Here is a 25,176-nt window from a genome sequence, read left to right as displayed (position 1 = left end):
GCGTGCGCTACCTGACGCTGTGCGGCCGCGCTCCGTCGCCGGTGGCCACCGGCGAGGCCGGGCTCGCGATGAAGACTGCGGCCTGGGTGCGGCGCTCGAATCCGAGCTTGGCCAGCAGCGACGACACGTAGTTCTTGACGGTCTTTTCCGCCAGGAACATTTCCGCGGCAATCTGCCGGTTGGTCAGTCCGCCTCCCACCAGCTCCAATACCTTCCGCTCCTGTGGCGTAAGGGTGGAGGTCCGCGGGTCGACCTCCTCGGCTTCGACCATGCTGTCGACCACGCCGGCGGCGACGCCTTCTTCGAAGAGCGACTCCCCGGTGGCGGCCCGGCGCAGGGCCCCGATCAGGTCCGTGCCGCCGATCTCCTTCAACACGTATCCCCGTGCGCCCGCCAGGACGGCGCCGCGCAGGGCCTGTTCGTCGTCGAAACTCGTCAGGATGATGCAGTTCAGGGACGGGTCCACCGAGCGCACGTCGCGGCAGACCTCGATGCCGGTCCCGTCCGGCAGGCGGGCGTCCAGCACGCAAACATCGGGGTGCAGGGCCGGAATCCGGCGCGTCGCCTCGATCGCGGATCCGGAGCTGCCGACCACAACGAATCCCTCTCCCTCGAGGAGTTCCTGCAGCCCTCGCCTGACAAGTTCATGGTCATCGAGAATGAAGACTCGGATCACCGCCGGTGTGCCGTCAGGTGCAGTGAGACCTGCGTCTGCCCAGGCAATCATGGTTCTCCTGTCCGGTCGCTCAGACCGTTGATTCGATGGTTCGTCTAGTTCCCCAGCCTCTGCCATTCTTGTGCACTGCGGAGCCGCGGACAAGGGTCATTGTGCCCAGCGGACAGCCCGCGGTTGACCGGCCGGCGGGAGATCAGCTCCCCGTCAGCCAAATTATTGCATGCCTTTTGGCCCTAGGCGCCTGGCTGCCCGGGCGAAATCATGGGAGCGGCGCCATTCCGGGCATGCCGCCCGGCCGGTACGAGATTAGGGGTCACCGATGAACGAAGTCAGGGACGTCCGCACGATCGTGGTAGGCGTGGACGGTTCGGACGCTTCGGTAGAAGCGCTCCGGCACGCGCAGGGCCTCGCCGTGCCGTTGTCAGCCCACGTCGTCGCCCTGGCCTGCTGGGACTATCCGCCGGTGTACGACGGCTACGTCGCCGTCGGCATCGACGACTTCGACGTCCGGGCCGGAGAAATCCTGGCCGAAGCCGTAGCGAAGGCCTTCGGGCCGGAGACCCCCGGCAACGTGGAGGCCAGGCTCGTTCAGGGTCATCCCCGTCATGTGCTCATCGAGGAGAGCAAATCGGCGGACATGCTGGTGCTGGGCCGCCGCGGGCGCGGCGGGTTCGGCGGTCTGCTTCTGGGTTCAGTCAGTTCCGCCTGTGTGGCGCATGCGCATTGCCCGGTGCTGGTGGTCCACACGCCCGAAACGAAGTGAGGGCGGAGGCCCTTCGCTTTCCGAACTTGGCGTTTTCCGAACTTGGAGTTTTCCGAACGTGAGCGTTGTTCCGACCTGCGTTGTTCGAACCTGAATGCTATTCGAACCTGGAACGGCGCGGATCCGAGAGCCGCGTGGTCCACAGATCGGGCCTGTTGACCTTGAAGCGCCGCCCGGTCAGCGCCTTGGGAGCCACTCGCACGTAGTAGGCCTTCTCGCCCGGTTGCCAGGGCTCCAGCAACAGGGCATCTACCGCATCCTTCTCGGCCTGGGTCTCGATGAGCTCGGCTTCGCCGCGGGCCATGACGCTCCACGCAGTCTCGTCGTGGGCGTCATAGCCGTCGATCTCAAATGCCACCGGCTTGGCCGTGATGGCGCCCCACAGCTTCGTGCCTCCGGCGGTGCGGAAGACAATGGCGCGGCGCTCCAGAACAAAATTCACCGGGAAAATCTCCGGATGGCCGTCCACGATCAGCGCGACCCGCCCCACCGTTTCGGTATCGAGCAGGACCCAGCACTGGTCCATGGTGAGCGAGTAATCCGGTGCGGGCGTTGTATCCATGAAGAGAGACAATACATATCGGCCCGCGCCCCGGTCAGGGCCATAAGGCCCCCAGCGTGAATCTAAGCGCCGCAGGGTCCGGTCCGGGCCGGCGGACCTGTCACCACGGGCTGGGCTTGTAATCCTTCAGGAAGACGCCGTACTGGTCCTCGCCGGCCTCACCCATCACAATCGGGTCATATACGCGGGCCGCGCCGTCCACCAGGTCCAGGGGGGCGTGGAAGCCCTCTTCCATGAGCCGGACCTTGGTGTAGTGCGGGCGCTCATCGGTGATCCAGCCGGTGTCGACGGCCGTCATGAGGATGCCGTCGGCGTCGAGCATCTCTTGGGCGCTGGTCCTCGTCATCATGTTCAGGGCCGCCTTGGCCATGTTCGTGTGCGGGTGCCCGGGGCCCTTGTACGCCCGGGAGAACTGGCCCTCCATGGCGCTGACGTTGACGATGTACTTCCGCCGCGCGGTTGAGCGCTTCATGGCTCCACGCAGCCGGCTCACCAGCAGGAACGGAGCCGTCACGTTGCACAGCTGCACTTCAAGCATCTCCAGCGGATCCACCTCGTCCACCACCTGGGTCCAGCTGTTGATCGTGGCGAGGTCCGGCACCAGCCCGCCGGCGTCGATCGCGGTACCCGACGCGATGCGCTCCAGGGAGGCCGACCCCGTGGACAGGGCCAGGGACGTGATGGCGTCCCCGGCGAGCACGGGATGTTCGAGCACGGTGCTGGCAAGGGCCAGCGGGTGCTTGTCATGGGCGTGGCCGAAGGTGACAAGCTCGGGGCCTCCGTTGGCGGCCTCGAGAGCGGCGGGCAACGGTTCGTCCTCGGCGTCGACCAGGGGCTTGTAGGCGTTGCCGGAGCGACGCACCGTCTGGGCCGCGTTGTTGATGATGATGTCCAGCGGCCCTGCGGCGTCGAGGGAATCGGTCAGGGCCATCACCTGGGACGGGTCGCGAAGGTCGATCCCGACGATCCGAAGCCGGTGCAGCCAGTCGGCGCTGTCCTCCATGGCGGCGAAGCGTCGGGCGGCGTCCTTGGGGAACCGGGTGGTGATCGTGGTGTGGGCGCCGTCCCGGAGGAGCCGGAGCGCGATATACATGCCGATCTTCGCCCGGCCGCCCGTCAGCAGTGCCCTACGACCGGTCAGATCGGTGCGGGCGTCCCGCTTGCTGTGGCTGAACAAGGCGCACTCGGGGCACAGCTGGTGATAGAAGGCGTCCACCTGCGTGTAATGCTGCTTGCAGATGTAACACGGGCGGGACTTAAGGAGGTGTCCGGCGATCTCTCCGGTCGCGGACGGGGCAAGCTTGTTGCCGCGCGTCTCGTCATCAATCCGGTCCGGGGCCGCCGTCGCGGTCTGTGCAATCACTGCGCGGTCCGCTTCCGCGATTTCGTCGCGCTTGCTGACCCGGCGGTGCCGCTTGACGGCCTTGAACATCTTCCCGGTGGCACGGCGGACAGAGACGTAGTCCGGGTGTTCCTCGTCGTACGCGTGGATGGTGTTCAGGACCTTGAGGCAAGCCTGGATCTCTTCCGCCGTCAGCTCGGCACCGCCGGGACCGGCCAGGCCAAACTCGGCAGAGGGAAGACCGGAAGAAAGATCAGGGGAGCTCATTGCCCCAATTTTACAGGCTGCGGGGAGCCCGGTCCGACGCCGGCGCCGGGCTCCCGCAGGACTACGCCGTGGGAGAGCGCTTGGTGGCGCCGTCCGCACCGACGGCGGCGGCCTGAACGTCAGCGACCTTGTCCACGGACTCCCGCAATTCCGGCCAGTTTTCGGTGGCGGAGCGGACGGCATCCGGCAAGAGGCGAAGGTGGGCCGAGGAGAGGGCCCGTTCGGCGTCGCTGGGTTCCGGCACGATCTGGCCCTTGGACAGGACGGTGATGCCCGACTCGGTGACCTTGAAGCCGCGGGCGCGGTCCATGTCCGCGTCGAGGCCGATTGCCGCCCCGGCAGGAACCTTGACGTTCTTGTCGAGGATGGCGCGTTTGATCACGGCGCCCTCGCCCACATTGACCTTGTCCATGAGGACTGAGTCCAGGACCCGGCTCGAGGTGCCGACGTAGACGTCGTTGGAGAGCACGGAGCCCTCCACGATGCCTCCCGAGACGACGACGCCGCTGGCGACGATGGAGTCCATGGCCGTGCCCACCGTGTTGGATTTGCCGCGGACAAACTTAGCCGGCGGGGAGATGGTCTGGCGGGTGTAGATCGGCCACTCGGAGTTGTAGAGGTTGAACACCGGCACGGGGGAGATGAGGTCCATGTGGGCGTCGTAGAACGAATCGATGGTACCGACGTCGCGCCAGTAGGTGCGGTCACGTTCGGTGGAGCCTGGGATGTCGTTGAGGGTGAAGTCGTAGACCCCGGCCTCGCCCTGGTTGACGAAGTAGGGAATGATGTCCCCGCCCATGTCGTGCTTGGTGTCGAGGCGCTCGGCGTCAACGTGGAGCGCTTCGATCAGGGCGTCGGCGTCGAACACGTAGTTGCCCATGGAGGCCAGGAACTGGCTCGGGTCGGCCGCCAGGCCTGGTGTGGACGAGGGCTTCTCGACGAACGCGGCAATCTTGTCCGGGTTGTCCGGGTCGGTTTCGATCACGCCGAACTGGTCCGCCATGTGCAGCGGCTGGCGGACGGCGGCGACCGTGGCCTTGGCGCCGCTGGCGACGTGCTGCGCCACCATCTGGGAGAAGTCCATCCGGTAGACGTGGTCTGCGCCGACCACGACCACGATGTCGGGATTGGCGTCATGGATGAGGTTCAGGGACTGGTAGATGGCGTTGGCGCTGCCCAGGAACCAGCTCTTGCCGACGCGCTGCTGGGCCGGGACCGAGGCCACATAGTTGCCCAGCTGGGTGGACATGCGCCACGTTTCGGAAATGTGCCGGTCAAGGCTGTGGGACTTGTATTGCGTCAACACCACGATTTGCAAATAGCGGGAATTCACAAGATTTGAAAGGGCAAAGTCTATAAGCCGGTAGCTTCCGGCAAACGGGACACCAGGCTTGGCCCGGTCCGCCGTCAACGGCATGAGCCGGTTTCCCTCGCCACCTGCGAGGACAATTGCCAAAACTCTCTTTTGATGCGGCATGGTGATCGCTCCTGAACGCCTTCGTTACTCCCCAATACAGTCCGGCATGCCCGAACGTCTTCACACTAGATCAGTTCCACCGTAACGACTACCTTGGTGCATGTGCGAATAGATATTGTGACCAAAGAATTCCCGCCGGAAATCTACGGCGGCGCCGGGGTCCACGTGGCCGAGCTCAGCAGGGTGCTGGCCCAACGCGTGGATCTTCAGGTGCGTGCCTTCGGCGCGCCCCGCGAGCCCGGGTATCACGGAGCGACCGTCACGTCGTATTCCGTGCCCGAAGATCTGGGCTCAGCAAACGCGGCAATCCAGACCCTCGGGGTGGACCTGAGGATCGTTCCGGATATCGCCGGCGCGGATTTGGTCCACTCCCACACCTGGTATGCCAACATGGCCGGACACATCGCCTCGCTGCTCCACGGCATCCCGCATGTGCTCAGCGCCCACAGCCTGGAGCCGCTGCGGCCATGGAAGGCCGAGCAGCTCGGTGGCGGATACGCGGTGTCATCTTGGGTGGAAAAGACCGCCTACGAGGCCGCCGCCGCCATCATCGCCGTGTCCGAAGGGATGCGGCAGGACATCCTGCGCAGTTATCCGGACGTTGACCCGGCAAAGGTCAAGGTGGTCCACAACGGCATCGATGTCAGCCAGTGGAACCGGGACGAGGGCGATGACATCATCCGCCCGCTCGGAATCGATCCGGAGCGGCCCAGCGTTGTCTTCGTGGGCCGGAACACCCGGCAGAAGGGCGTGCCGTACCTGTTGCGGGCCGCCGCCAAGCTTCCGTCCGACGTGCAGCTGGTGCTGTGCCTGGGTGCGGCGGACACGCCGGAACTGGCAGCCGAGACGGCACGCCTGATTGAGGAGCTGCAGAGCCAGCGCAGCGGCGTGATCCTGATCGAGCGGATGCTGCCCCGCAACGAGGTCATCCAGGTGCTCAGCCACGCCACCGCGTTCGCGTGCCCGTCCATTTACGAGCCTCTCGGCATCGTGAACCTGGAGGCGATGGCGTGCGGCGCGGCCGTGGTGGCCAGCGCCACCGGCGGCATTCCGGAGGTCGTCGAGCACGGCAAGACCGGGCTGCTTGTTCCGATCGAGCAGGTCACCGACGGCACCGGCATCCCGCTGGACCCGGAGAAGTTCGTCACCGACTTCGCCGAGGCCCTCATCGAAGTGGTGTCCGATCCTGCCCGGGCGCGCGCCATGGGCGAAGCTGGCAGGCGACGGGCCGAGGAGCACTTCTCCTGGGAATCCATCACGGAGACCACGCTCGAGGTCTACCGCTCGGTGCTCTCCAAGGACTCCTGACCCGCGTCCAAACGGCAGTACGACGACGGCGCCGCCCCGGTTGAGGGGCGGCGCCGTCGTCGTCGGTCGGCCGGGTCAGGCGCCGCGGGTCTTGGTTCCGCGGGTCTTTGTGCTGTTGGCCTTTGCGCTGCCGGCCTTGGCAGCGGACGTTGCGCCGGGGGATTTCGTCCCGTGAGACTTTGAGCCGCCGGCTGTGCGGGCGAGCAGGATCTTTTCGTCCAGGGGCGCCTGGCCGCTGGCCCGTTGCTTCCGGAAGTAGTCGCGGGCCTCGTCCTGGCGGACTTTCTCGGCGCCGGTGGCGATCTCGGCGCGGAGGTGCTCCGGGCCGTAACCGAAGGCGTCCACCAGATCAATAGCGTGGGGCCGGATCTTCACCAGCAGGCGGTTGATGTACTCGCCTACGGTGCGTCCACGCTGCATTGACAGCCTGCCGTTCATGAGGTACCAGGACAGGTTCTTCTCGATGAGGGACAGGCCGAACAGATCGCGCAGCCATGTCAGGACCTTGTGCGTGCCCGGGTCTGACACGTTGGCGAGGGCAGCGGTAAAGGCCTCCCACTGCAGCAGCTCCGCGTGGGCCTGGGCGGCCTCGATGAGCTCGTGCTGGTGGGCGTTGAACAAGGCAGCGCCCTGCTGTTGCGGGAGCCGGTTCGCGCCCTTGAGGGCTGTGGCCACCTCGGCCACCATTGTCTGGACGCGGTCGGTCAGCAGGGTCCGCTGGCTTGCCTCGTCCTTGATCGCCAGGGCCGCCTTCTGCACGGACCCGGAGTCCGCGACGAACTGGGCGACGCCACGCAGGCCGGTGCGGTGGATCGCGACACCCGTGGCCTGGCCCACGACGTAGCGGGCCAGCACGCCGAAGTTCACGGTGCGGAATTCCTTGGCGTAGTCGGCCAGCAGGCGCTTGGCGACCAGCTGCAGCAGGACCGTGTTGTCGCCCTCGAAAGTGGCGTACACGTCGAGGTCCGCCCGGAGCGAGGCGAAACGGTTCTCGATCAGGAATCCGGCGCCCCCGCAGGCCTCGCGGCATTCCTGCAGGGTATCGAGTGCGTGCCAGGTGCTCAACGGCTTGAGTGCCGCGGCCAGGGTCTCAAGGTCCTGGCGGTCCTGGTCGGTGTCGTGACGGCCGGAGAAGACGTCGTCGAACTTCTGCAGCAGCTGCTCGCTGGCGAAGCTCGCGGCATAGGTGGTGGCCAGCCGGGTGAAGAGCCGGCGCTGGTGCCGCTGGTAGTCCAGCAGGACTTCCTCATCCGTCTGCGAGGAGGCATTGAACTGCCGCCGTTCGGTGGCGTACTGGATGGCGGTCTTCAGGGCCAGTTTCGATGCCGTCACGGCGGCGCCGTCGAGGGACACCCGGCCTTGGACCAGCGTGCCGAGCATCGTGAAGAAGCGGCGGCCCGGGCTCGCGATGGGGGACGTGTAGTTGCCCTCGGGGTCGACGTCGCCGTAGCGGTTCAGGAGGTTGGTGCGGGGGATCCGGACGTTCGTGAAGTGGAGCCGGCCGTTGTCGATGCCGTTCAGGCCGCCCTTGACGCCGTCGTCCTCGCCGCCGATGCCGGGCAGGAATTCCTTGGTCTCGGGGTCCCGGAGGTCCATGTAGAACGCATGCACACCGTGGTTGACGCCCTTGGTCACGAGCTGGGCGAACACGACGGCGGCCAGGCCGTCGGAGGCGGCGTTGCCGATGTAGTCCTTCCACGCGGCCCGGAACGGCGTGTGGACCACAAATTCCTCGGCCGCGGGATCGTAAATGGCGGTGGTGGCAATGCTGGCCACGTCGGAGCCGTGCCCGGTTTCGGTCATGGCGAAGCAGCCCGGGATGTCCAGGCTCATGATGCCGGGCAGCCATTTCCGGTGGTGCTCGGCGGTGCCGAGGTGGTTCACCGCGGAACCGAACAGGCCCCACTGGACGCCGGCCTTGATCTGCAGCGACGGGTCCGCGATGACCAGCTCCTGGAAGCCGGCCACGTTGCCGCCGTGATCGTCCGAACCGCCCAGGGACTGCGGGAATGCGCGGTGTACGGCGCCGTTGTCCACCAGAATCCTGAGTTGTCCGAACGCGCGCTGGCGGTGCTCGGTGTGGGTCAGGCCCTCGATCTTGTGCAGTTCCGGGCTGCCGGCGAGGGCCCTGGACTGCAGCCGGATATCGGCCCACTTGCCGAGGAGTTGTTGGCCAAGGGCCGCGACGTCGACGGCGGGCGCCTCGGGGGAGCCGGGCTGCGCGCCGGAGCGGCCCGTTGCTGGAGCCGCGGCCGGCGTTGTGGCGCGGCGCGGAGCCTTACCGGTGGTGCGGTCGGCTAGTTCAGTCATGTCGTTTCCTTCTGTGGTTCTGACATTCTTTAGTGCTGACAATTGAGTCTTTGGGCGCGGGCCGGCCTGCCGTTGCTAAGGCAAGCCCTGGCCGATGGCGTCTGCCGGTGCCTGAAGCTCGGGGGCGATCCCGAAGCAGAGCCAGTCCGTGATCTGCCGGGCCATGGCCTCCTGGTCCGGCTTGGCCGGTCCGGGCGGGCTGGCGAGCCACTGTTCTCCGGCGTTGCGCACCAGGCCGATCGCCGCGTTGGGCCAGTAGCCGATCACGGCTTCCTTGTCCTCGCCGGTGCCCAGCTGGCTGCGCATGGGCCTGGCGATCATGTCGCTGATGGCGGCGAAGAAGTGGCTGAGTGCCCCGGCCGTGGAGATCGCAGGGCCGGCGGCTTCTGCGTCGCCAGGGGCATGGCGCGTGACGAACGTGTAGACGTTAGGGCTGGTCTCGGCCATCTGGAGATACGCCGAGACCATGGCGAACAGGCCTTCCCGCGGGGTCTGGGCGCTCTGCGCGGCCTCCTGGATGCGGCGCTGCATCTGGTTCAGGACGACCTCGCCCACGGCCTGCTGGAGCCCGGCCTTGTCGCCGAAGTAGCGGTAGAACACGGACTTTGAAGTACCCGAGGCGGCGGCAATGTCTTCCATCGACGCCTCGCTGCCCAGGGCATGTACCGCCCTCCTGGCGGACTTGATGAGCTCCCGCCGCCGTTCCTCGCGGTGGGACTGCCAGCGCGAGGCGCGGCCGTCGACGGCTGGCTGACTCCCGGGGGCGGCGGGCGCCCCGTCAGAATCCGGGCCCGGCGCCGGGGCTGCGGGGGAGTCCGCGCCCGACGGGTTGACGTGTGGAATGTTCACGATACCCAGCGTATCAGGTACGCTGGGTATCGGTAACCGCATTGATCGAAGGAGACAGCCCATGTCCGTTGACGGACAGTCAGTACCCGGAACCCATGAACCTGCAGCCGCGACGCAGTTGCGCAAGGCCGTGGTCGTGGGCGGCAACCGCATCCCGTTCGCCCGGGCAGGCGGCGCGTACACCAAGTCCTCCAACCAGGACATGCTGACCGCCGCGCTGGACGGACTGATCGCACGCTTCGGTCTGCAGGAGGAGCGGATCGGGGAAGTCGCGGCCGGAGCCGTCCTTAAGCACTCCCGCGATTTCAACCTCACCAGGGAAGCCGTCCTGGGCTCGGCCCTGGCCGCGGAGACCCCCGCTTATGACCTGCAGCAGGCGTGCGCGACCGGGCTGGAAACGGTCCTCGGCCTGGCGAACAAGATCAAGCTGGGCCAGATCGATTCGGCGATCGCCGGCGGCGTGGACTCCGCGTCGGACGCACCCATCGCCGTCAGCGAAGGGCTCCGCGAGGTGCTCCTGGACCTGAACCGCGCCAAGACGGTGTCCCGGAAGCTGCAGGTCCTGAGCCGGCTCCGGCCCAAGGACCTGGCCCCCGATGCCCCGAACACGGGCGAGCCGCGCACCGGGCTCTCGATGGGCGAGCACCAGGCGCTGACCACCGCGCAGTGGAAGATCACCCGCGAGGCCCAGGACGAACTCGCCTTCAACAGCCACCGAAATCTCGCCGCCGCTTACGACGCCGGCTTCTTCGACGACCTCCTGACCCCCTACCGGGGCCTGAGCCGCGACGCCAACCTGCGCCCTGATACGAGCCCGGAGAAGCTGGCCACGCTCAAACCCGTCTTCGGCAAGAATCTGGGGGCCGAGGCGACCATGACGGCGGGCAATTCCACCCCGCTGACGGACGGCGCGTCGACCGTGCTGCTCGCTTCCGAAGAGTGGGCTGATGCCCACGACCTCCCCAAGCTCGCCACGGTGGTTGACGGGGAAGCGGCCGCCGTCGACTTCGTCCACGGCAAGGACGGGCTGCTCATGGCCCCGGTGTTCGCCGTGCCGCGGCTGCTCGCCCGCCACAATCTCACCCTTGGGGACATCGACTTCTTCGAGATCCACGAGGCGTTCGCCGGCACGGTGCTGAGCACGCTGGCCGCGTGGGAGGACGAAGAGTTCTGCCGTACCCGGCTGGGCCTGGACGGCGCGTTGGGCAGCGTCGACCGGTCCAAACTGAACGTCAACGGCTCCTCGCTTGCCGCCGGCCACCCGTTCGCCGCCACGGGCGGGCGGATCGTGGCGTCGCTGGCAAAAATGCTGCACGCCCGGGGCCAGGTCAACGGGCGCCCGGCGCGCGGGCTCGTATCCATCTGCGCCGCCGGCGGCCAGGGCGTCGTCGCAATCCTCGAAGCACTCTAAGGGGAACGTCATGACCGACAAATACATCCGGTTCGTCAGCCACGGACCCGGCAGAGACATCGCCAAGCGGCTCGGGCTTCCGCAACCGGTGGTCCTCCGCCGCCACAGGCCCGGCAGTCCGCTTGTCGAAGGACCGATCCTGGTCCAAGGTTCCACCGACGGCGCCGATAGCCTCGCCGCAGCCCTCCTGGGCTGGGACCTGGACGTCCGCCGCCACGCGATCCCCAAGGAAAAGCTCGGCGCCATCATCCTGGTGCTGGACGACCTGGGCAGGCCCGAGGATCTGGAAAAGCCGGTCCTCACCGCTGCCGCTTCGCTGCGCGACCTCGCTCCGAACGGTCGAATCATCACCGTATCCCGTACGGCCGGGTCCGCCGCGGACCCGGCAACCGCCGCTGCCCGGCAGGGCGTGGACGGGCTCCTACGGTCGCTGGCGAAGGAACTACGCGCCGGTGCCACCGGCAACGGCATCCTGCTCGCGGACGGCATCGCGACCACCAGCCCGTCAACGCTCGGGGCGTTGAGGTTTTTCCTCTCCGGCCGCTCCGCATTCGTGGATGGACAGTTCCTGACCGTCACGTCCTCAGCCGGCCAGCTTCCCGACGACGTCGAGAAGCCCTTGGCCGGGAGGGTCGCCGTCGTGACCGGCGCCGCACGGGGCATCGGGGCCGCCATTGCCCGGACCCTCTACCGCGACGGCGCCACGCTGGTCCTCGTCGACATCCCCGCCGCGGGGGACCACCTCGCGGCGGTGGCCAACGAGGTCCACGGAACAGCCCTGCAGCTGGACATCAGCCGCACCGATGCCGGCCAGCGGATCATCGACCACGCCGTGGCACGCCACGGCCGGCTGGACACCGTGATCCACAACGCCGGAATCACGCGCGACAAACTCCTGGCGAACATGGATACGGACCGCTGGAACTCGGTGATCGGGGTCAACGTGGCCGCCCAGCTAAGGATCAACGAGGCCCTCCTGGCCTCGGAACACTTCCGCGCCGCGCCAAGAATCGTGTCCGTCGCCTCCACGAGCGGCGTCGCCGGCAACCGCGGCCAGACCAACTATGCCGCGTCCAAGGCCGGCGTGATCGGCTTGGTACGGGCCACGGCCCCGCTGATCGGCGAGCGCGGCGGGTCCATCAATGCCGTGGCTCCGGGCTTCATCGAAACCGAGATGACCGCCCGGATTCCCTTCGCCACCCGCGAAGTGGCCAGGCGGCTCAACTCCTTGCAGCAGGGCGGCCAGCCGGGGGACGTCGCCGAGGCCATCGCATTCCTGGCGAGCGACGCCGCCGGCGGGATTACAGGAGAGGTGCTGCGCGTCTGCGGGCAGAATCTGGTGGGCGCATGAGCGATTTCCAGACCGTCATCCTGGGGGAGATGCCGGCCCTGTCCAAGCTCTACGTCAACGCGGCGGCCGCGGCTGCACGGCGCCGGGTCTTGGGCACCCACGGCGGCACCGAATTGCCGGCCTACACCCACGAGGTGCGCGGCGTGAGGGCCGACGTCGCCAATCTGACGGCGTACCAGCACCTGATCGGCGAGACGGCGGGTGATGTGCTGCCCGCCGGTTTCATCCATGCCCTTGCCTTCCCGCTGGCCATGAGCGTAATGAGCCGGGACGATTTTCCGCTGCCGCTGCTGGGCATGATCCACCTGACGAACAAGGTGGTGCAGTCCGGGCCAATCCTGTTCACGGAGGCCCTGGACATCCGGGCGCGGGTGGAGAATCTGCGCGGCCACCGCACCGGGACCCAGCTCGACGTCGTGGCTGAGGTCCGGACGGCCGGGCGGGAAGCCCTCCTGTGGCGCGGGATCTCGACCTACCTTGCCAAGGGCGTCTTCCTGCCCGGGATAGACAAGCCCTCGGCGCCAGTCACGCAGCCGCCCTTTTCGGTACCCGATCCCACGGCACTCTGGCAGCTGGGCGTGGACACCGGACGCGCCTACGCCGCCGTGTCCGGTGACTTCAACCCCATTCACCTGAGCGTCCTCACGGCCAAGGCCCTGGGAATGCGCCGGTCCCTCGCGCACGGAATGTACCTCGCGTCGCGGGCACTGGCCGACGTCGGTGCCGTCAAGGGTGACTCCTTCAGCTGGGAGGTGGCCTTCGATGCGCCGGTCTTCCTTCCGGCCCGCGTCGCCCTGGACATCAATACCGTCCAAGGCGACGGCGGCGCATGGGCGCGCTCGGCATACGTGGCCTGGAACCCACTGTCCGGGCGCCGGCACTTCAGCGGGACCGTCGCGGCGCTGGACTAGCCTGCTCCGCACACAGCCCGACGGCGGCATCCGCGACGGGGTCAACCCCGCCGGAGCCGCCGTCGTTGTGCCTGCCGGTTGCCTAGGTTTCGGACGGGCTGCCGGACGGGTCCGCCTGTTGGCCTTCGGGCCGGCGGGGCCGTGCAACGCGCAGCATGCGGTGCAGGCTCATAAGGATGGATTCCACCGCGCTGGGGGCGTCGCTGGGGTGCGGCTCGGAGCCAAGCCGGGCGGTGAGTTCGTTGATCTCCTCATCGGCGGTGCGGGTCAGTTCGGCCTGGCGATCCGGGTTGTCTTCCTCCGTGGCTCGCAGCAGGTCACCGACGGCGGCCATGGCGTCACCGAGGGGTGCCGCGTATTCGTCCGGAATAACGAACGGGGTGTCCTCGGCCCAGATGACGTCCGAGAGCACCTGGGTCACGTCCTGGACGTGGAATGTGAGCTTCTCGAGGTCCCGCAGGTTGCGGTAGTCGAGGTTGATGTCGCGCGGATGCAGGCGGCGGCGGGGGTTGGCCTGGCGACTGGCGTCAGCTTTCTCGACGGCGTACCGCACCGAGCGGGCGTGCGCCGCGAGCGCTTCCGAGCGACGGGACCAGTCAACATGCTCCGGAGGCCAGCTTTCCTTGAGCGCCTTGCCCATGTCCCAGAGCTGTTGGGCGAGCGCCTGACGCAGTTCCACGATGCTCAAGGCCGCGGCCCGGAAGTGCAGTGGCGGGAATACGAGCAGATTCACGACTATGCCTACCGTGACGCCGACCGCCATCTGGAAAAGGTACCCGAAGGAAAACGCGTCCGGGTTGTGTCCGCCGACCAGCAGTACCAGGAGGGCCGCCGTCGGGATCCAGTCCCGGCCCGAACCGATCCTCGGCAGCCCGGCCAGGACCACGCCCAGCCCCATGACCACCGCGACCGTCAGCGGAGTCGGATGACCGAGGCTGAACAGCATGAACGCCAGCCCTACCCCGATCGACAGGCCGACCAGCGCCTGCAGGCCCTGGCGCATGGAACCGGCGACGTTCTCGTACATGGCCACCAGGGCGCCGAGCGGGGCGTAGTAGGGATAATCCGCGGCGGAGCCCGGCATGAAGGGGGCGATCGCGAACGCGATGCCCGCGGCCAACGCCGCTTTCAGGGCCAGCTGGAGCCGCGGCCACACGAGCGCCGCCGCGACGCCACTGGCCGCGCCGTGGGCCCGTATGCGCAGCCAGGAGGGCGGATTCTCTGTTGTCTTTTCTGGATTGACCATCCCGGCTCACCCTAGGGCCGTGAGGCTACTGCGACAACTGGACGAACCTGCGCCGGCGCTCCAGGAGCCTGTTGGAGACCGAGGATACCGCTCAGGACGCGGCGTGGGCGGCCCGCCGTACTGCCGCGGAGAGCCGCTGGGCCCGGCCGTTGGTCCGGCCTTCTTCGCTGCGGCGCGGCACGTACCCGAATCCGAGGCCGTAGCCGGGATCGGCGAAGCCGAGGGATGCATTGGCGCCCTCGTGCCCGAAGGCCAGGTGGCTACCGAAGTTCCGTCCCGGTTGGGGTTTCATGAACACCACGGCAAATGCGTTGTCCGAGCCTGAGCACCGGTCCAGTCCCCACACCTGCTCCGCCGCCATGAGATCGATGGTGCCCGGGCTCAGGAACGCGGGACTGCCGTCCACCCCGGTCGTGGCGGCGGCATACAGCCTGGCCAGGCCTGCGGCGGATCCCACGCCGCCGGCGCTGCTCATTCCGGAGGCCCGCACGGCACGGTGGTTGGGCAGTTCCATGATGGTGCTGACCGGCGCATTGCTGGTCAGTCCGTCGAGGCTAAGCGGATCCAGCCACGCCGGCGCCGGGTCCGCGTCATAGAGCGCCTCGCGGTACCGGGACTCCTGGTCCTCGGGCAGGCCCAGGAAGAAGTCGATGCCCCAGGGACGGCGGATACGCTCGTCGTAGAGTCGCTGGAGCGGCATTCCGGCCGTACGGCGGCAGAGTTCCTCCATGAGGATCCCGATGGTCAATGCGTGATAGCCAAAAGCCGTGCCCGGCCGCCACAGCGGCGCAGAGGCCGCGAGCCGGCCGGCCGCGTCGGGGGTGGTGAAGTCCTCCAGGGCGAATCCGCCAGCGACGCCGGGAAGCCCGGCCTGGTGGGACAGCGCCTGCCGGACAGTGAGCAGGTCCTTGCCGTGGACGCCGAACTCAGGCCAGTAGGACACGACGGTCTGGTCCAAGTCGAGGAGGTTCTCCTGGACGAGGAGCGCGATGACCATCGCGGCGGCGCCTTTGGAACACGAGTAGGTGCCCGTGATGTCGCCGGGTGCGAACCCCGGGCCGCCGCGAAGGTCCACCACGTTGGTGCCGTCGCGGTAGACGGACAACTGCGCGCTGTAGTCCCGGTCCTCGGAAAGGAATGAGTCGAAGAGCTCACGCACTTCCGTGAACTCTTCGGCGGCAAAGCCGGCCGAGAGGGACTGCGCTGTGTGTTCCGTGGACCGCAGGTTCATGTCCAACACACTAGCGGCGACCGGGGCGCCGGCGGCCTCAGGCTGCGCCGTGTCCCGGGGTCACCTCTTCGCCGGCCCTGACCGGTCCCGGGGGCGTGCCGTCGCCGAACGGCCGGCCGCCGAGTTCGTCGCGGCCGTGCTTGGCGAGCCAGTTGCCGAGCTCCGGGCCGCGCGGAACGATTCCGGTGGGATTGATGTCCTCGTGGACGATGTAGTAGTGCTGTTTGATCTGCACAAAGTCGACTGTGTCACCGAACCCCGGAGTCTGGAAGAGGTCGCGTGCGTAGGCCCACAGGACCGGCATTTCGCTCAGCTTTTGCCGGTTGCACTTAAAGTGCCCGTGGTAGACGGCGTCGAAACGGACCAGGGTTGTGAACAGCCGGACATCGGCCTCGGTGATGGTGTCGCCCACGAGGTACCGCTGCCCGGCGAGGCGTTCCTCCAGCCAATCCAATGCCGTCCAGAGCCTGCTGTAGGCGGCGTCATATGCCTCCTGGGAGCCGGCAAATCCGCACCGGTAGACGCCGTTGTTCACCTCCGTGAACACGCGCTTGTTGACGGCGTCGATTTCTGCCCTCAGGTGCTCCGGGTACAGCTCGGGCGCGCCGGGCCGGTGGTACTGCGTCCATTCGGTGGCGAAGTCGAGCGTGATCTGTGGGAAGTTGTTGGTCACCACCTGGCCGCTGGGAACGTCCACGATGGCGGGAACCGTGATCCCGCGGGGGTAGTCGGGGAAGCGGCGGAAATAGGCGTCCTGGATGCGTTCGATCCCGAGGACCGGATCCTTGCCGCCCGGATCGAGGTCGAAGGTCCAGGACCGGGCGTCGTGGGTGGGGCCGGGCTGGCCGAGCGAGATGACGTCCTCGAGGCCGAGCAGCCGCCGAACGATGACCGTGCGGTTGGCCCACGGGCAGGCGCGCGCCGCGATGAGACGGTAACGGCCTGGCTGGACGGGCCAGCCGGGTTCGCCGTTGCGGCCGGGGGCGCCGTCCCGGGTGATCCGGTCCTCGATGTAGTTGGTGTCCCGGGTGAATTCCTCGCCGCCGGTCACGTAGGCGCCTTTGGTGCTGAATCCCGGGTCGTCGGTGTGGGTCGTCTGGCTCATGGGTCCAGCCTAAGGCCGGGGACTGAACTGACCGAACAGGGCCGTGAACACCGGCGCCATTGGCTGCCAGGCGAACCACCAGGCCCCGGCGACCACTGCGGCGAAGAAGAAAATCCATATTGCCGCCGGGACAGAGGTGGCCCGGGAGAGCAGATAGGCGTCCGACGTCGGGAGCCTGTCACGGTGGCGGACGTGAACGTCGGCCAGTTTGCCGAGGTCCCTCACGGCGGCGACCAAAAGCGCCAAGCCCAACACAATCATCACGTGCCCGTTGAACACCGGCGGCACAAACAGCACCAGGAGCGCGGAGGCGAGCACCGCGGCGGCGGTGATGAGAAGGCCGACCCCGTTGCGGAGGAACAGGAATGACCCCAGCAGGATCAGCGTGCCCACGGACATCGCGGCCGGGCCCCAGCCGTTGAAACCGCACCAGACCATCACAGCGCCGACGACGGCGGGCACCGGATAGCCCCAGAACGTGGACCAGGCGGCGGCCACGCGGCTCCTGCTGTACGTCGTGGTGGTGCCCGAGTGGTCCAGTCCCAGCCGAATGCCGCCGAGCCGCTGGCCGGTGGTGAGGGCGGCAAAGGCGTGGCCGAGTTCGTGGGTCACGGTGGCCAGCAAGCCAAAGTAGCGCCAGGTAAGCCGTGGCAGGGATACGGCCACGGCCAGCAGGATCACCACCACCAGCTCCGTGCTAGTCACATGGGGGCTGGGGGCATGGGCGAATCCGGCAACGATCCGCTCCCACCACGTCTGTGCCAGGTTCGGATCCCCTTGCGTCCCGAACACGATCAAGCCCGGCCGGAGGCGTGCTGGAGGCAATATGGCGTCGATGGCCTGGCTTCCAGCCGGCCCTCGGGGATCGTGGCGCCGCACACTTCGCAGGTCCCGTAGGAGCCGTTTTCCATCCGGGTTAGTGCGGCGTCTATCTGCGCCAGGCCAGCGCGGCTCTGCTCCAGGAGCGCGGAGGCCTGAGACAGTTCGAAGGCGATGGTGGTGCCCTCGGGATCGTGCTCGTCATCCACGTTGGAGTCCCGGCGGGCGGCATTGACGGAGAGGATGTCCCCGCGGAGTGCGGGCAGGAGCGCAAGCTTGCGGTCTCGCTGTTCCTGCAGGAGGATCCGGAACCGTTCGATGTCAACCATAGGCTGCAAGGCTAGCGCGGGGGCCGGGGCCGCGCCTAAACCGGGCCGCCGCGAAACCGCCGCAGACCGGACCCCGGCGGCGGCGCCGGGGGAGCCTCGGGGGGATCCACCCACCTGCTCGGGTCACCGGGCCGAAAGTCCCGTCCGCCCGGTGACCGGTGCCCGTAACGTAGGAAGGGAACCTCAGTCCTGCGCAGCCAACAGTCATCATGCAGGAGTCATCATGGACAGCCCGGACGCCACCGAAGACGCCACCGCCACGGCATTGAATACGCCGCCCGGGGGCGCGGACGATGACGTCCGGGCCCTCGAAGCGTTGCGACAGCACCACGCGGGGATGCTCAAACGGCTGGGCGCCTTGGCCGCTGCGCTCTCCGGCGCGGTAATGGCAGGTAACGCCGTGGCCGAACATGACGCCCACGAGGTCCTGGTGGAGTGGTGTGAAACGGACCTCGTCCCGCATGCGCTCGCCGAAGAAGGCCGGTTGTACGAGGGAGCGGGCCGCACGCCGGAGGCCCGGCTGCTCGTGACGGCCCTGGTCGCCGAGCATCAGGGCATCGCCGGCATGATCGAGCAACTGCGCGGATCCCGTGGCGTGGACGCCGCCGTCGCGGCCGGCGCCCTGCGGGCCCTTGTCGCGATGCACCTCCAGACGGAAGACCAGATCCTGCTGCCATTCCTGGCGGGGCACCCGGACCTGTCGCTTGCCTCCGCGGTGGAGGGGCTCGAAGAACTAGTAGGCGAATCCCACATTCATGGAGGGGGCGCGGACCGCGGGTCCAGCGTCTAGAGTGGGCCCATGGCGGACCCCACGCAGCACGAGAACCCCGGTTACCCCGCGAATCCCGACAGCGCCACGGACAGCGAACCGGCAGATGCGCTCCTGTGTGAGCTTGCCGCGGCACATGGCGTGGGCACCAGTTACTGGGGCTGGGATGGAGTAGAGCGCTCGGTCGCGGCCGGCACGCTCCGGGCCGTCCTGGCGGCCCTGGGCGTCCCGGCCTCCGGGCCCCAGGAGCAGCAACGCTCCCTGGCGGAGTCCCGCCTCGCGCCGTGGCGGCGCATCCTCCCCCCGGTCCTGGTACTGAGGGAGGGACAGGATATCCACGTGGACGTCCATGTCCCGCACGGAAGTGACGTCCGTGTGTGGATTGACGCGGAGGACGGCAGCCGGCATGAGGCCGCGCAACACGAGAACTGGGATCAGCCGGTCGACGTCGACGGCGTTCTCACCGGTCGCGCCACGTTTGCCATCCCCGGCCACCTCGGCCTCGGCTGGCACACCCTGATGGCGGACGCCGACGGCACCCTGGCGCAGTGTGCGCTGGTTGTCACACCGGCCCGGCTCAGCACGACGACCCGGCTGGCGGGACACCGCAGCTGGGGACTGACGGCCCAGCTCTATTCCGTTCGGTCGTCCCGGTCCTGGGGAATCGGTGATTTTGCAGACCTCACCGACCTCGCCGCGGTCGCGGGCGAGCAGGGAGCCGGCTTCGTCCTGGTCAATCCGCTACATGCCGCCGAACCGGCCCCGCCCGTGGAGGACTCACCGTACCTGCCCACCACGCGGCGCTTCTTCAGCCCGCTCTACCTGCGGGTGGAGGAAATCCCGGAGTACGGTTACCTGGACGCCGCCAGCCAGGCCGAGGTCATACGCCTGGCTGAGGGCGCAAAGGCGGCCAACCGGTCCCCGGATCTGCTGGACCGCAACGCTAGCTACGCCGCGAAGCTGGCCGCCCTTGAACTCGTGTTCAGTGTCCGCCGGGGTCCGGCCCGGAGCCGGCAGTTCGCCGACTTCTGCGCCGAGCAGGGGCAGGGGCTCGAGGACTTTGCGTTGTGGTGCGCGCTCGCCGAACAGCTGCCGCCGTCTTCCCCCGACTGGACCGGGGCGGCGGCGGCCCCGTCCACGCCCTACTGCGTGGAGCAGCGGTCCAGGCTCTCGGGCCGGATCGAGTTCTACCGCTGGCTCCAGTGGCTCTGCGACGTGCAGCTCGAGTCGGCACAGCGGTCGACTCGTCAGGCCGGGATGGCAATCGGCGTCGTCCACGACCTTGCGGTGGGCGTGAAACCGGGCGGCGCCGACGCCTGGACGCTGGCCGGAGTCCTTGCCCGTGGCGTTAGCGTCGGTGCGCCGCCGGACATGTTCAACCAGCAGGGCCAGAACTGGTCCCAGCCGCCATGGCATCCTGGCCGTCTGGCGGAATCCGGCTATGCGGCCTACCGCGACATGCTCCGGACCGTGCTGCGCCACGCTGGCGGCATCCGCGTGGACCACATCCTGGGCCTGTTCCGGCTCTGGTGGATCCCCGAAGGGGCCGGGCCGGAGAGCGGCACCTATGTCTATTACGACCATGAGGCCCTCATCGGCATCCTGGCGCTGGAGGCGCAGCGGGCGGGCGCGATCGTGATCGGCGAGGACCTGGGCGTGTTCGAGCCCTGGGTCCGCGACTACCTGGCCGAGCGGGGAATCCTCGGCACCTCGATCCTCTGGTTCGAGCACGACGCCGACGGCCCGATCCCGCCGGAGTACTACCGTGAGCAATGCCTGACCAGCGTCAACACCCACGATCTGCCCCCGACGGCGGGTTACCTCGCCGGCGAGCACGTCACCCTGCGCGAGTCATTGGGGCTGCTGCGGCGGCCGGTGGCTGAAGAACGCGCCGAGGCTGCAGCCGAGCAGGAGGGCGTGCTCGGCCAGGTCCGGGCCCGTGGTCTCTTGGGGGGCGCGGACGGCTTGGGCGACACGGACGTCTGGTCCACGGTTGAGGCGCTGTACGCCTACACGGCGCTTGCCCCTTCCGTGCTGCTGGGCGTTGCGCTTGTTGACGCCGTAGGGGAGACCAGGACCCAGAACCAGCCCGGCACCAGCACCGAGTACCCCAACTGGCGCATCCCGCTGGCCGGTCCCGAGGGCGTGGTGCTGATCGATGACCTGCCGGACAACGAGCGGTTCCGGTCCCTGCTGGGCACCGTGCGGAATGCGCTGCACCGGGACCCGCTGCAAGAGCGTCCGGCCGGACCCTGAGCGGGGCCTGAGACCCCGGCGGCGCCGGCCTTCCGGACGCCCTTGGCGGCAGTATCACGGGCCGTTAGCATGATCCGATGAGGCGGATCGGCCGAGGCTGTTTGGCCGGCGGCTTGGCGCTGGCCTTGTTGCTGGTAGGTTGCACCCCGGTGCAACCGGGACCGCCCGCGCCAACCGGGTCTGCGCCTACCGAGACTGCACCTACCGAGACTGCACCTACCGGGTCTGCAGCTACCGGGTCTGTGCCGGCGCCGAGTGGCCAGGACACCCCTCCGGCCGGCACCGCGCCGCCGTCGTCACCGTATTTCGCGCAGCCCGCCCCGCACCCGTCGTCCGCGACGCCTGGGAGCCCCGGCGTCCAGCACGTTGTGGTCATCGTCCTGGAAAACAAGCCGGCCTCGGAGATCCTCGGCGCAACCGAGGCCGGGTATTTCAACCAACTCGCGGCGGAATACTCGCTGGCCGCTAATTACCAGGCGATCATGCACCCGAGCCTGCCGAACTATCTCGCCCTGACGAGCGGAACGAACGCCGGGATTACCAGCGACTGCAAACCGAGATCCTGCACCGCCGAAGTGCGGTCTATCGCCGATGAGATCACGCAGTCCGGCCGGACGTGGAAGATGTACGCGGAGAGCATGCCTGAACCCTGTGTTGCGCGGGACCACGGTGCGTATGCCGTGAAGCACAACCCGTTTATGTACTACCCGTCGGTCACGGGCGACAAGACGTCGTGCGCGGATCACGTTGTGCCCTTCGACCGGCTGGACCAGGATCTGCAGTCCGCCACCTCGCTCCCGGATTACGCCTTCATCAGCCCCAACATGTGCAACGACACGCACAACTGTTCCATCGGCACAGGGGACGACTGGCTGTCCAGGGTAGTGCCGAGGATCCTCGGGTCGCCGGCCTTCACGACGCAGAATTCCCTGCTGGTGGTCACGTGGGACGAAGGAAGCGACGATGACAACCGGGTGGCCACGGTTTTTGCAGGCCCCGCAGCCCGAAAGGGCTTTACATCCCATGCCGCCTATTCGCATTACTCGCTGCTGCACACGATCGAAGACATGTGGGGGCTGGCGCCCCTGACCGACAACGTCCGCGACGCGCCACTGATGAGTGAAATGCTTAACCGGTAGCACCGCTGCCCCTAGTGACGCCATGGGCGAGGCCGATCCACAGCCTTTCGGCCAACACACAGGAAGTCCTGTCCATAATGGTCCCGAAGCTCCGGTCAACCGCTATTTGACCGGGGCTTCGCCACTTCCACGGCGGACAGCCCCGCACGGGCACGCGTATCCCGGTGGTGCCGGCGTCGGAGGCCTCTTCCAGTCGCCTATTAGGGGCTTTGGGCACGTGCCGGGCGGGGCAGCCGTTTCTAAAATGGAATATGGCCGGATTGGATGCGATCGAGGTGGAACGCAAGTACAGCCCGGCGGACTCCGAGGCGCTTCCCCGGCTGGCATCGATCCAAGGGGTGGACCGCATCGGGGATCCCGCCAATGAACACCTGGACGCGGTCTACTTTGATACCGACACGCTGGCGCTGGCAGCGCAGCGGATCACGCTGCGGCGCCGGACCGGAGGTCTGGATGCCGGCTGGCACCTGAAGCTGCCGGTCGCTGCCGAGGAACGGCAGGAAATAGTGGAGCCGCTCGGAAGCGACCAGGACTCAGTGCCTGAGCGGCTACGTCAGCACGTGCTGGTCCACGTCCGCGGCCGCACCCTGCAGCCTGTCGCCCGCATCAGAACCCTCCGCAGCTCGATTCCCTTGTACGACGGACACGGTGCAATCCTGGCCCAGTTCAGCGACGACCGCGTGGAGGCGCAAAACCTCCTGGCCCCGGGGGAACCGGAGCGGTGGCGGGAATGGGAGATTGAGCTGGTCGAGGGCGACAGAAAGCTGCTCAAAGACGCCGACGCACAGTTCGCCGCAGCCGGGGTTCCGATCGCGTCCCTGCCGTCCAAGCTGGCAAAAGCGCTTGGTTCCGATTATCCGGGCGATGCCGTGCAGGCACCCAAGCCGAGGCGGCGGGGACCGGCCTCGGATCTTGTGCTGGCGTACACATTCCAACAAATTCGGGCCCTGAAAACGCATGACCCGGGCGTCCGCATCGATGCCCCGGACGCCGTGCACCAGCTCCGGGTGGCCGCGCGCCGGTTACGGTCGGCCCTTGCCACCTTCCGGAAGCTCCTGGACGCCCCATCCACGCAGTTCTTGCGGGCCGAGCTCCAATGGCTGGCCGGCACGGTGGGTGAGGCGCGCGACACGGAGGTCATCCGGACCCGGCTGAACGAGATGATCAGCGCCGAACCGCCGGAACTGCTGATGGGTCCTGTCGCGCAACAAATCGAGGAGCATCTGGACGGCATCTATCGCCCCGCCAGGGCTGCAGGGTTGGCGGCGCTGGACAGTGAGCGCTACTTCCGGCTGCTGGATGCCCTGGACTCGTTCCTCGCGGATCCTCCCTTCACGGACCCTGCCGGGAAGAAGGCGGTGCGAACGGTCGGCAAGCTCGTGTCGGCTCAGCAAAAGCGCCTGAAGAAGGCAGTCCGGGCCGTGGACAGCGCCAGCGGGAGCGGGCCGCAGGACGCCGCACTGCATGAAGTCCGGAAGTCGGCCAAGCGACTGCGGTATGCCGCCGAAGCGGCGACCCCGATATTCGGCAAGCAGGCAACCGCCCTGGCGCGAGCCGCCGAGGGCATCCAGGAGGTACTCGGAGACTTCCACGACAGCGTCGTCATCCGGGAAACCCTGCTCAAACTGGCGGCAGATTCCGCGGCGGGCGGGGGCAGCGCTTTTAGCTACGGGCGCCTGCATGCCCAGGAGCAGCAACGGGGCGAGGAGGCCCGTGCCCGGTTCTACGACGTGTGGCAGAACGCCAGGCCGCGTCCCCTGGACTGGAAATAGTTACGTGGCCGCGTTTCGTTGAGCGGCCCGTCGGCCGCGTTGGCGGACAAGGGTGGCGGTGCCGGACACGGGCGGCGGGATCAAACCCGCCGCCCTTGTCGTGTCCCGGGCCAGGAACCGGGAAGAATGACTTTCAGGCACACCTCAGAGCTGCGAAAGAGAGATCCACCATGACAGAACCCCGCACTGGTATCGCGGCCATATGGTCCGACGGCCTCGGCCGCGCCAGCATCCGCTCGGTCCAGACCCTCGCGGTGGCCGCCCTCGCGTGGTCCATCGTCTGGACCGCGACCCGCGTCCCGCTCGTCATCATCCCCGTCCTGATTGCCGTCATCCTGGCCGCCGCGATTTCTCCGCTGGTCCGTTGGCTTACGGGGCGCTCGTGGCCGCGTGCCCTCGCCGTCGTTGCTTCGTTCGTTGCCATCCTCGTCGTCGTGGGCGGCATTGTCACCGGCATCGTGTTCCTGGTCCGCAACCAGTGGGCTGAGCTATCAGCCCGCGCCGCCACCGGGATTGACCAGCTGCACTCTTTCCTAAACAACGGTCCTGTTCCCGTTAGCGACAAGCAGATCACCGACGCCGTCGACTCAGTGCGGGTGTTCCTGACCTCCAGCTCCTTCGGTGCGGAGGCACTCACGGGGGCGCGCACCGTGGGAGAAATCTTTGCCGGCGCGGTCCTGATGGCCGTCACCCTGTTCTTCTTCCTCAAGGACGGCACTGAGATCAGGAACTTCCTGATCGGCTTCCTGCCTGCGGACCATCGCGCCAAGGCACGCCTTGCGGCGGACCGGAGCACCGTTGTCCTGGGCGGTTACGTGCGCGGCACCGCGATCGTCGCAGCAATCGACGGCCTGGTCGTAGGGGTCACGCTCGCCATCTTGGGAGTCCCGTTGGCCCTGCCTCTGGGTGTGTTCATCTTCATGGGCGGATTCATCCCGATCGTCGGCGCCACCGTCGCCGGCACCCTCGCGATCGCCGTCGCACTGATCTCGAACGGCCCCATCCAGGCGCTCATCGTCCTCGCCGTGGTGATTGGAGTGAACCAGCTCGAGCACCACTTCCTGCAGCCGGTACTGATGGGCAAAGTGCTCAGCATCCACGGGCTGGCGATCCTGCTTGTCCTCGCCGCCGGCACCATGCTCGCCGGCATCGTTGGGGCGCTGCTGGCCGTGCCGATCACCGCCGTGGGCTGGACGGTCCTGAAGACATGGTCAGGCCGCGATCCGCTGCCCGCCCCCGAACTGCAGCCCGGCGACCCCCTCGATTAAACGGCCGCTCCGGGA

At 67.7% G+C, this 25,176-nt stretch carries 21 protein-coding genes; 10 read left to right on the top strand and 11 right to left on the bottom strand.

What is annotated here, in order from left to right; all coding sequences use genetic code 11:
- Positions 1-7 precede the first annotated feature (7 nt).
- The gene (locus C8D78_RS03185) at positions 8-727 is read right to left on the bottom strand and encodes a response regulator (RefSeq protein ID WP_120950396.1); all 720 of its coding nucleotides are present in this window, start codon (positions 725-727) and stop codon (positions 8-10) included.
- Between the two features lie 268 nt (positions 728-995).
- On the opposite strand from C8D78_RS03185, the gene C8D78_RS03180 reads away from it, so the two are divergent.
- Entirely contained in the window at positions 996-1,439 is a 444-nt protein-coding gene (locus C8D78_RS03180; RefSeq protein ID WP_120950395.1) for a universal stress protein, read from the top strand.
- A gap of 97 nt (positions 1,440-1,536) precedes the next feature.
- Here C8D78_RS03180 and C8D78_RS03175 read toward each other — a convergent pair whose 3' ends face one another.
- The 3 genes from C8D78_RS03175 to glgC all read right to left on the bottom strand — a co-directional run bounded on the left by C8D78_RS03175 (position 1,537) and on the right by glgC (position 5,087).
- Positions 1,537-2,001 carry a pyridoxamine 5'-phosphate oxidase family protein gene (locus C8D78_RS03175; protein ID WP_120950394.1) on the bottom strand — a complete coding sequence of 155 codons (465 nt, stop codon included), beginning with the start codon at positions 1,999-2,001 and terminating at the stop codon, positions 1,537-1,539.
- Between the two features lie 100 nt (positions 2,002-2,101).
- Positions 2,102-3,610, bottom strand: coding sequence for an SDR family NAD(P)-dependent oxidoreductase (locus C8D78_RS03170; protein ID WP_244208217.1), 1,509 nt, complete (start codon positions 3,608-3,610; stop codon positions 2,102-2,104).
- 61 nt (positions 3,611-3,671) lie between these two features.
- On the bottom strand, positions 3,672-5,087 hold the full coding sequence (glgC, locus tag C8D78_RS03165; RefSeq protein ID WP_120950393.1) for a glucose-1-phosphate adenylyltransferase: 1,416 nt from the start codon (positions 5,085-5,087) through the stop codon (positions 3,672-3,674).
- 102 nt (positions 5,088-5,189) lie between these two features.
- Here glgC and glgA point away from each other — a divergent pair, with 102 nt between their 5' ends.
- Positions 5,190-6,395: a glycogen synthase gene (glgA, locus tag C8D78_RS03160; protein ID WP_120950392.1), complete on the top strand. Its 1,206-nt coding sequence runs from the start codon at positions 5,190-5,192 to the stop codon at positions 6,393-6,395.
- Positions 6,396-6,470: 75 nt separating this feature from the next.
- Here the strand turns inward: glgA and C8D78_RS03155 are convergent, their stop codons facing one another.
- Entirely contained in the window at positions 6,471-8,705 is a 2,235-nt protein-coding gene (locus tag C8D78_RS03155; RefSeq protein ID WP_244208216.1) for an acyl-CoA dehydrogenase family protein, read from the bottom strand.
- A 75-nt stretch (positions 8,706-8,780) separates the two neighbouring features.
- Positions 8,781-9,392 (bottom strand): TetR family transcriptional regulator, encoded by a 612-nt coding sequence (locus C8D78_RS03150; protein WP_425266671.1) that lies wholly within the window; start codon positions 9,390-9,392, stop codon positions 8,781-8,783.
- Positions 9,393-9,615: 223 nt separating this feature from the next.
- Here C8D78_RS03150 and C8D78_RS03145 point away from each other — a divergent pair, with 223 nt between their 5' ends.
- From C8D78_RS03145 to C8D78_RS03135, 3 genes are read left to right on the top strand one after another with little or no spacing between them, the layout of a single operon-like run.
- Positions 9,616-10,965, top strand: coding sequence for an acetyl-CoA C-acetyltransferase (locus C8D78_RS03145; RefSeq protein WP_120950390.1), 1,350 nt, complete (start codon positions 9,616-9,618; stop codon positions 10,963-10,965).
- A gap of 10 nt (positions 10,966-10,975) precedes the next feature.
- Positions 10,976-12,316, top strand: coding sequence for a 3-oxoacyl-ACP reductase (locus C8D78_RS03140; RefSeq protein ID WP_120950389.1), 1,341 nt, complete (start codon positions 10,976-10,978; stop codon positions 12,314-12,316).
- The gene (locus C8D78_RS03135) at positions 12,313-13,227 is read left to right on the top strand and encodes a MaoC family dehydratase (RefSeq protein WP_120950388.1); all 915 of its coding nucleotides are present in this window, start codon (positions 12,313-12,315) and stop codon (positions 13,225-13,227) included. The genes C8D78_RS03140 and C8D78_RS03135 overlap by 4 nt, the downstream gene beginning before the upstream one ends.
- 82 nt (positions 13,228-13,309) lie before the next feature.
- Here C8D78_RS03135 and C8D78_RS03130 read toward each other — a convergent pair whose 3' ends face one another.
- The 5 genes from C8D78_RS03130 to C8D78_RS03110 all read right to left on the bottom strand — a co-directional run bounded on the left by C8D78_RS03130 (position 13,310) and on the right by C8D78_RS03110 (position 17,957).
- On the bottom strand, positions 13,310-14,473 hold the full coding sequence (locus C8D78_RS03130; protein ID WP_244208214.1) for an FUSC family protein: 1,164 nt from the start codon (positions 14,471-14,473) through the stop codon (positions 13,310-13,312).
- A gap of 91 nt (positions 14,474-14,564) precedes the next feature.
- A complete protein-coding gene (locus tag C8D78_RS03125) occupies positions 14,565-15,704 on the bottom strand; it encodes a serine hydrolase domain-containing protein (protein ID WP_120950680.1) in 1,140 nt (379 codons plus the stop codon).
- Positions 15,705-15,741: 37 nt separating this feature from the next.
- Positions 15,742-16,809, bottom strand: a complete 1,068-nt coding sequence (locus tag C8D78_RS03120) for a glutathione S-transferase family protein (protein ID WP_120950387.1) — start codon at positions 16,807-16,809, stop codon at positions 15,742-15,744.
- A gap of 9 nt (positions 16,810-16,818) precedes the next feature.
- Positions 16,819-17,514 carry a M50 family metallopeptidase gene (locus C8D78_RS03115; RefSeq protein WP_425266668.1) on the bottom strand — a complete coding sequence of 232 codons (696 nt, stop codon included), beginning with the start codon at positions 17,512-17,514 and terminating at the stop codon, positions 16,819-16,821.
- 89 nt (positions 17,515-17,603) lie between these two features.
- On the bottom strand, positions 17,604-17,957 hold the full coding sequence (locus C8D78_RS03110) for a TraR/DksA family transcriptional regulator (RefSeq protein WP_120950386.1): 354 nt from the start codon (positions 17,955-17,957) through the stop codon (positions 17,604-17,606).
- A gap of 223 nt (positions 17,958-18,180) precedes the next feature.
- Between C8D78_RS03110 and C8D78_RS03105 the strand changes: the two genes are divergently transcribed.
- The 5 genes from C8D78_RS03105 (at position 18,181) to C8D78_RS03085 (ending at position 25,161) form a co-directional block, all read left to right on the top strand.
- Positions 18,181-18,747 (top strand): hemerythrin domain-containing protein, encoded by a 567-nt coding sequence (locus tag C8D78_RS03105; RefSeq protein ID WP_120950385.1) that lies wholly within the window; start codon positions 18,181-18,183, stop codon positions 18,745-18,747.
- A 9-nt stretch (positions 18,748-18,756) separates the two neighbouring features.
- The gene (malQ, locus tag C8D78_RS03100; RefSeq protein WP_120950384.1) at positions 18,757-20,982 is read left to right on the top strand and encodes a 4-alpha-glucanotransferase; all 2,226 of its coding nucleotides are present in this window, start codon (positions 18,757-18,759) and stop codon (positions 20,980-20,982) included.
- 242 nt (positions 20,983-21,224) lie between these two features.
- Positions 21,225-22,121 (top strand): alkaline phosphatase family protein, encoded by an 897-nt coding sequence (locus C8D78_RS03095; protein WP_167467838.1) that lies wholly within the window; start codon positions 21,225-21,227, stop codon positions 22,119-22,121.
- 251 nt (positions 22,122-22,372) lie between these two features.
- Complete coding sequence (locus tag C8D78_RS03090) at positions 22,373-23,893, top strand: CYTH and CHAD domain-containing protein (RefSeq protein WP_120950382.1); 1,521 nt, start codon at positions 22,373-22,375, stop codon at positions 23,891-23,893.
- A 170-nt stretch (positions 23,894-24,063) separates the two neighbouring features.
- Positions 24,064-25,161 (top strand): AI-2E family transporter, encoded by a 1,098-nt coding sequence (locus tag C8D78_RS03085; protein WP_120950381.1) that lies wholly within the window; start codon positions 24,064-24,066, stop codon positions 25,159-25,161.
- Positions 25,162-25,176 lie beyond the last annotated feature (15 nt).

Source organism: Arthrobacter oryzae, from assembly GCF_003634095.1.
Lineage (GTDB): Bacteria > Actinomycetota > Actinomycetes > Actinomycetales > Micrococcaceae > Arthrobacter > Arthrobacter oryzae.
This window is presented reverse-complemented; position numbering and strand designations above follow the sequence as displayed.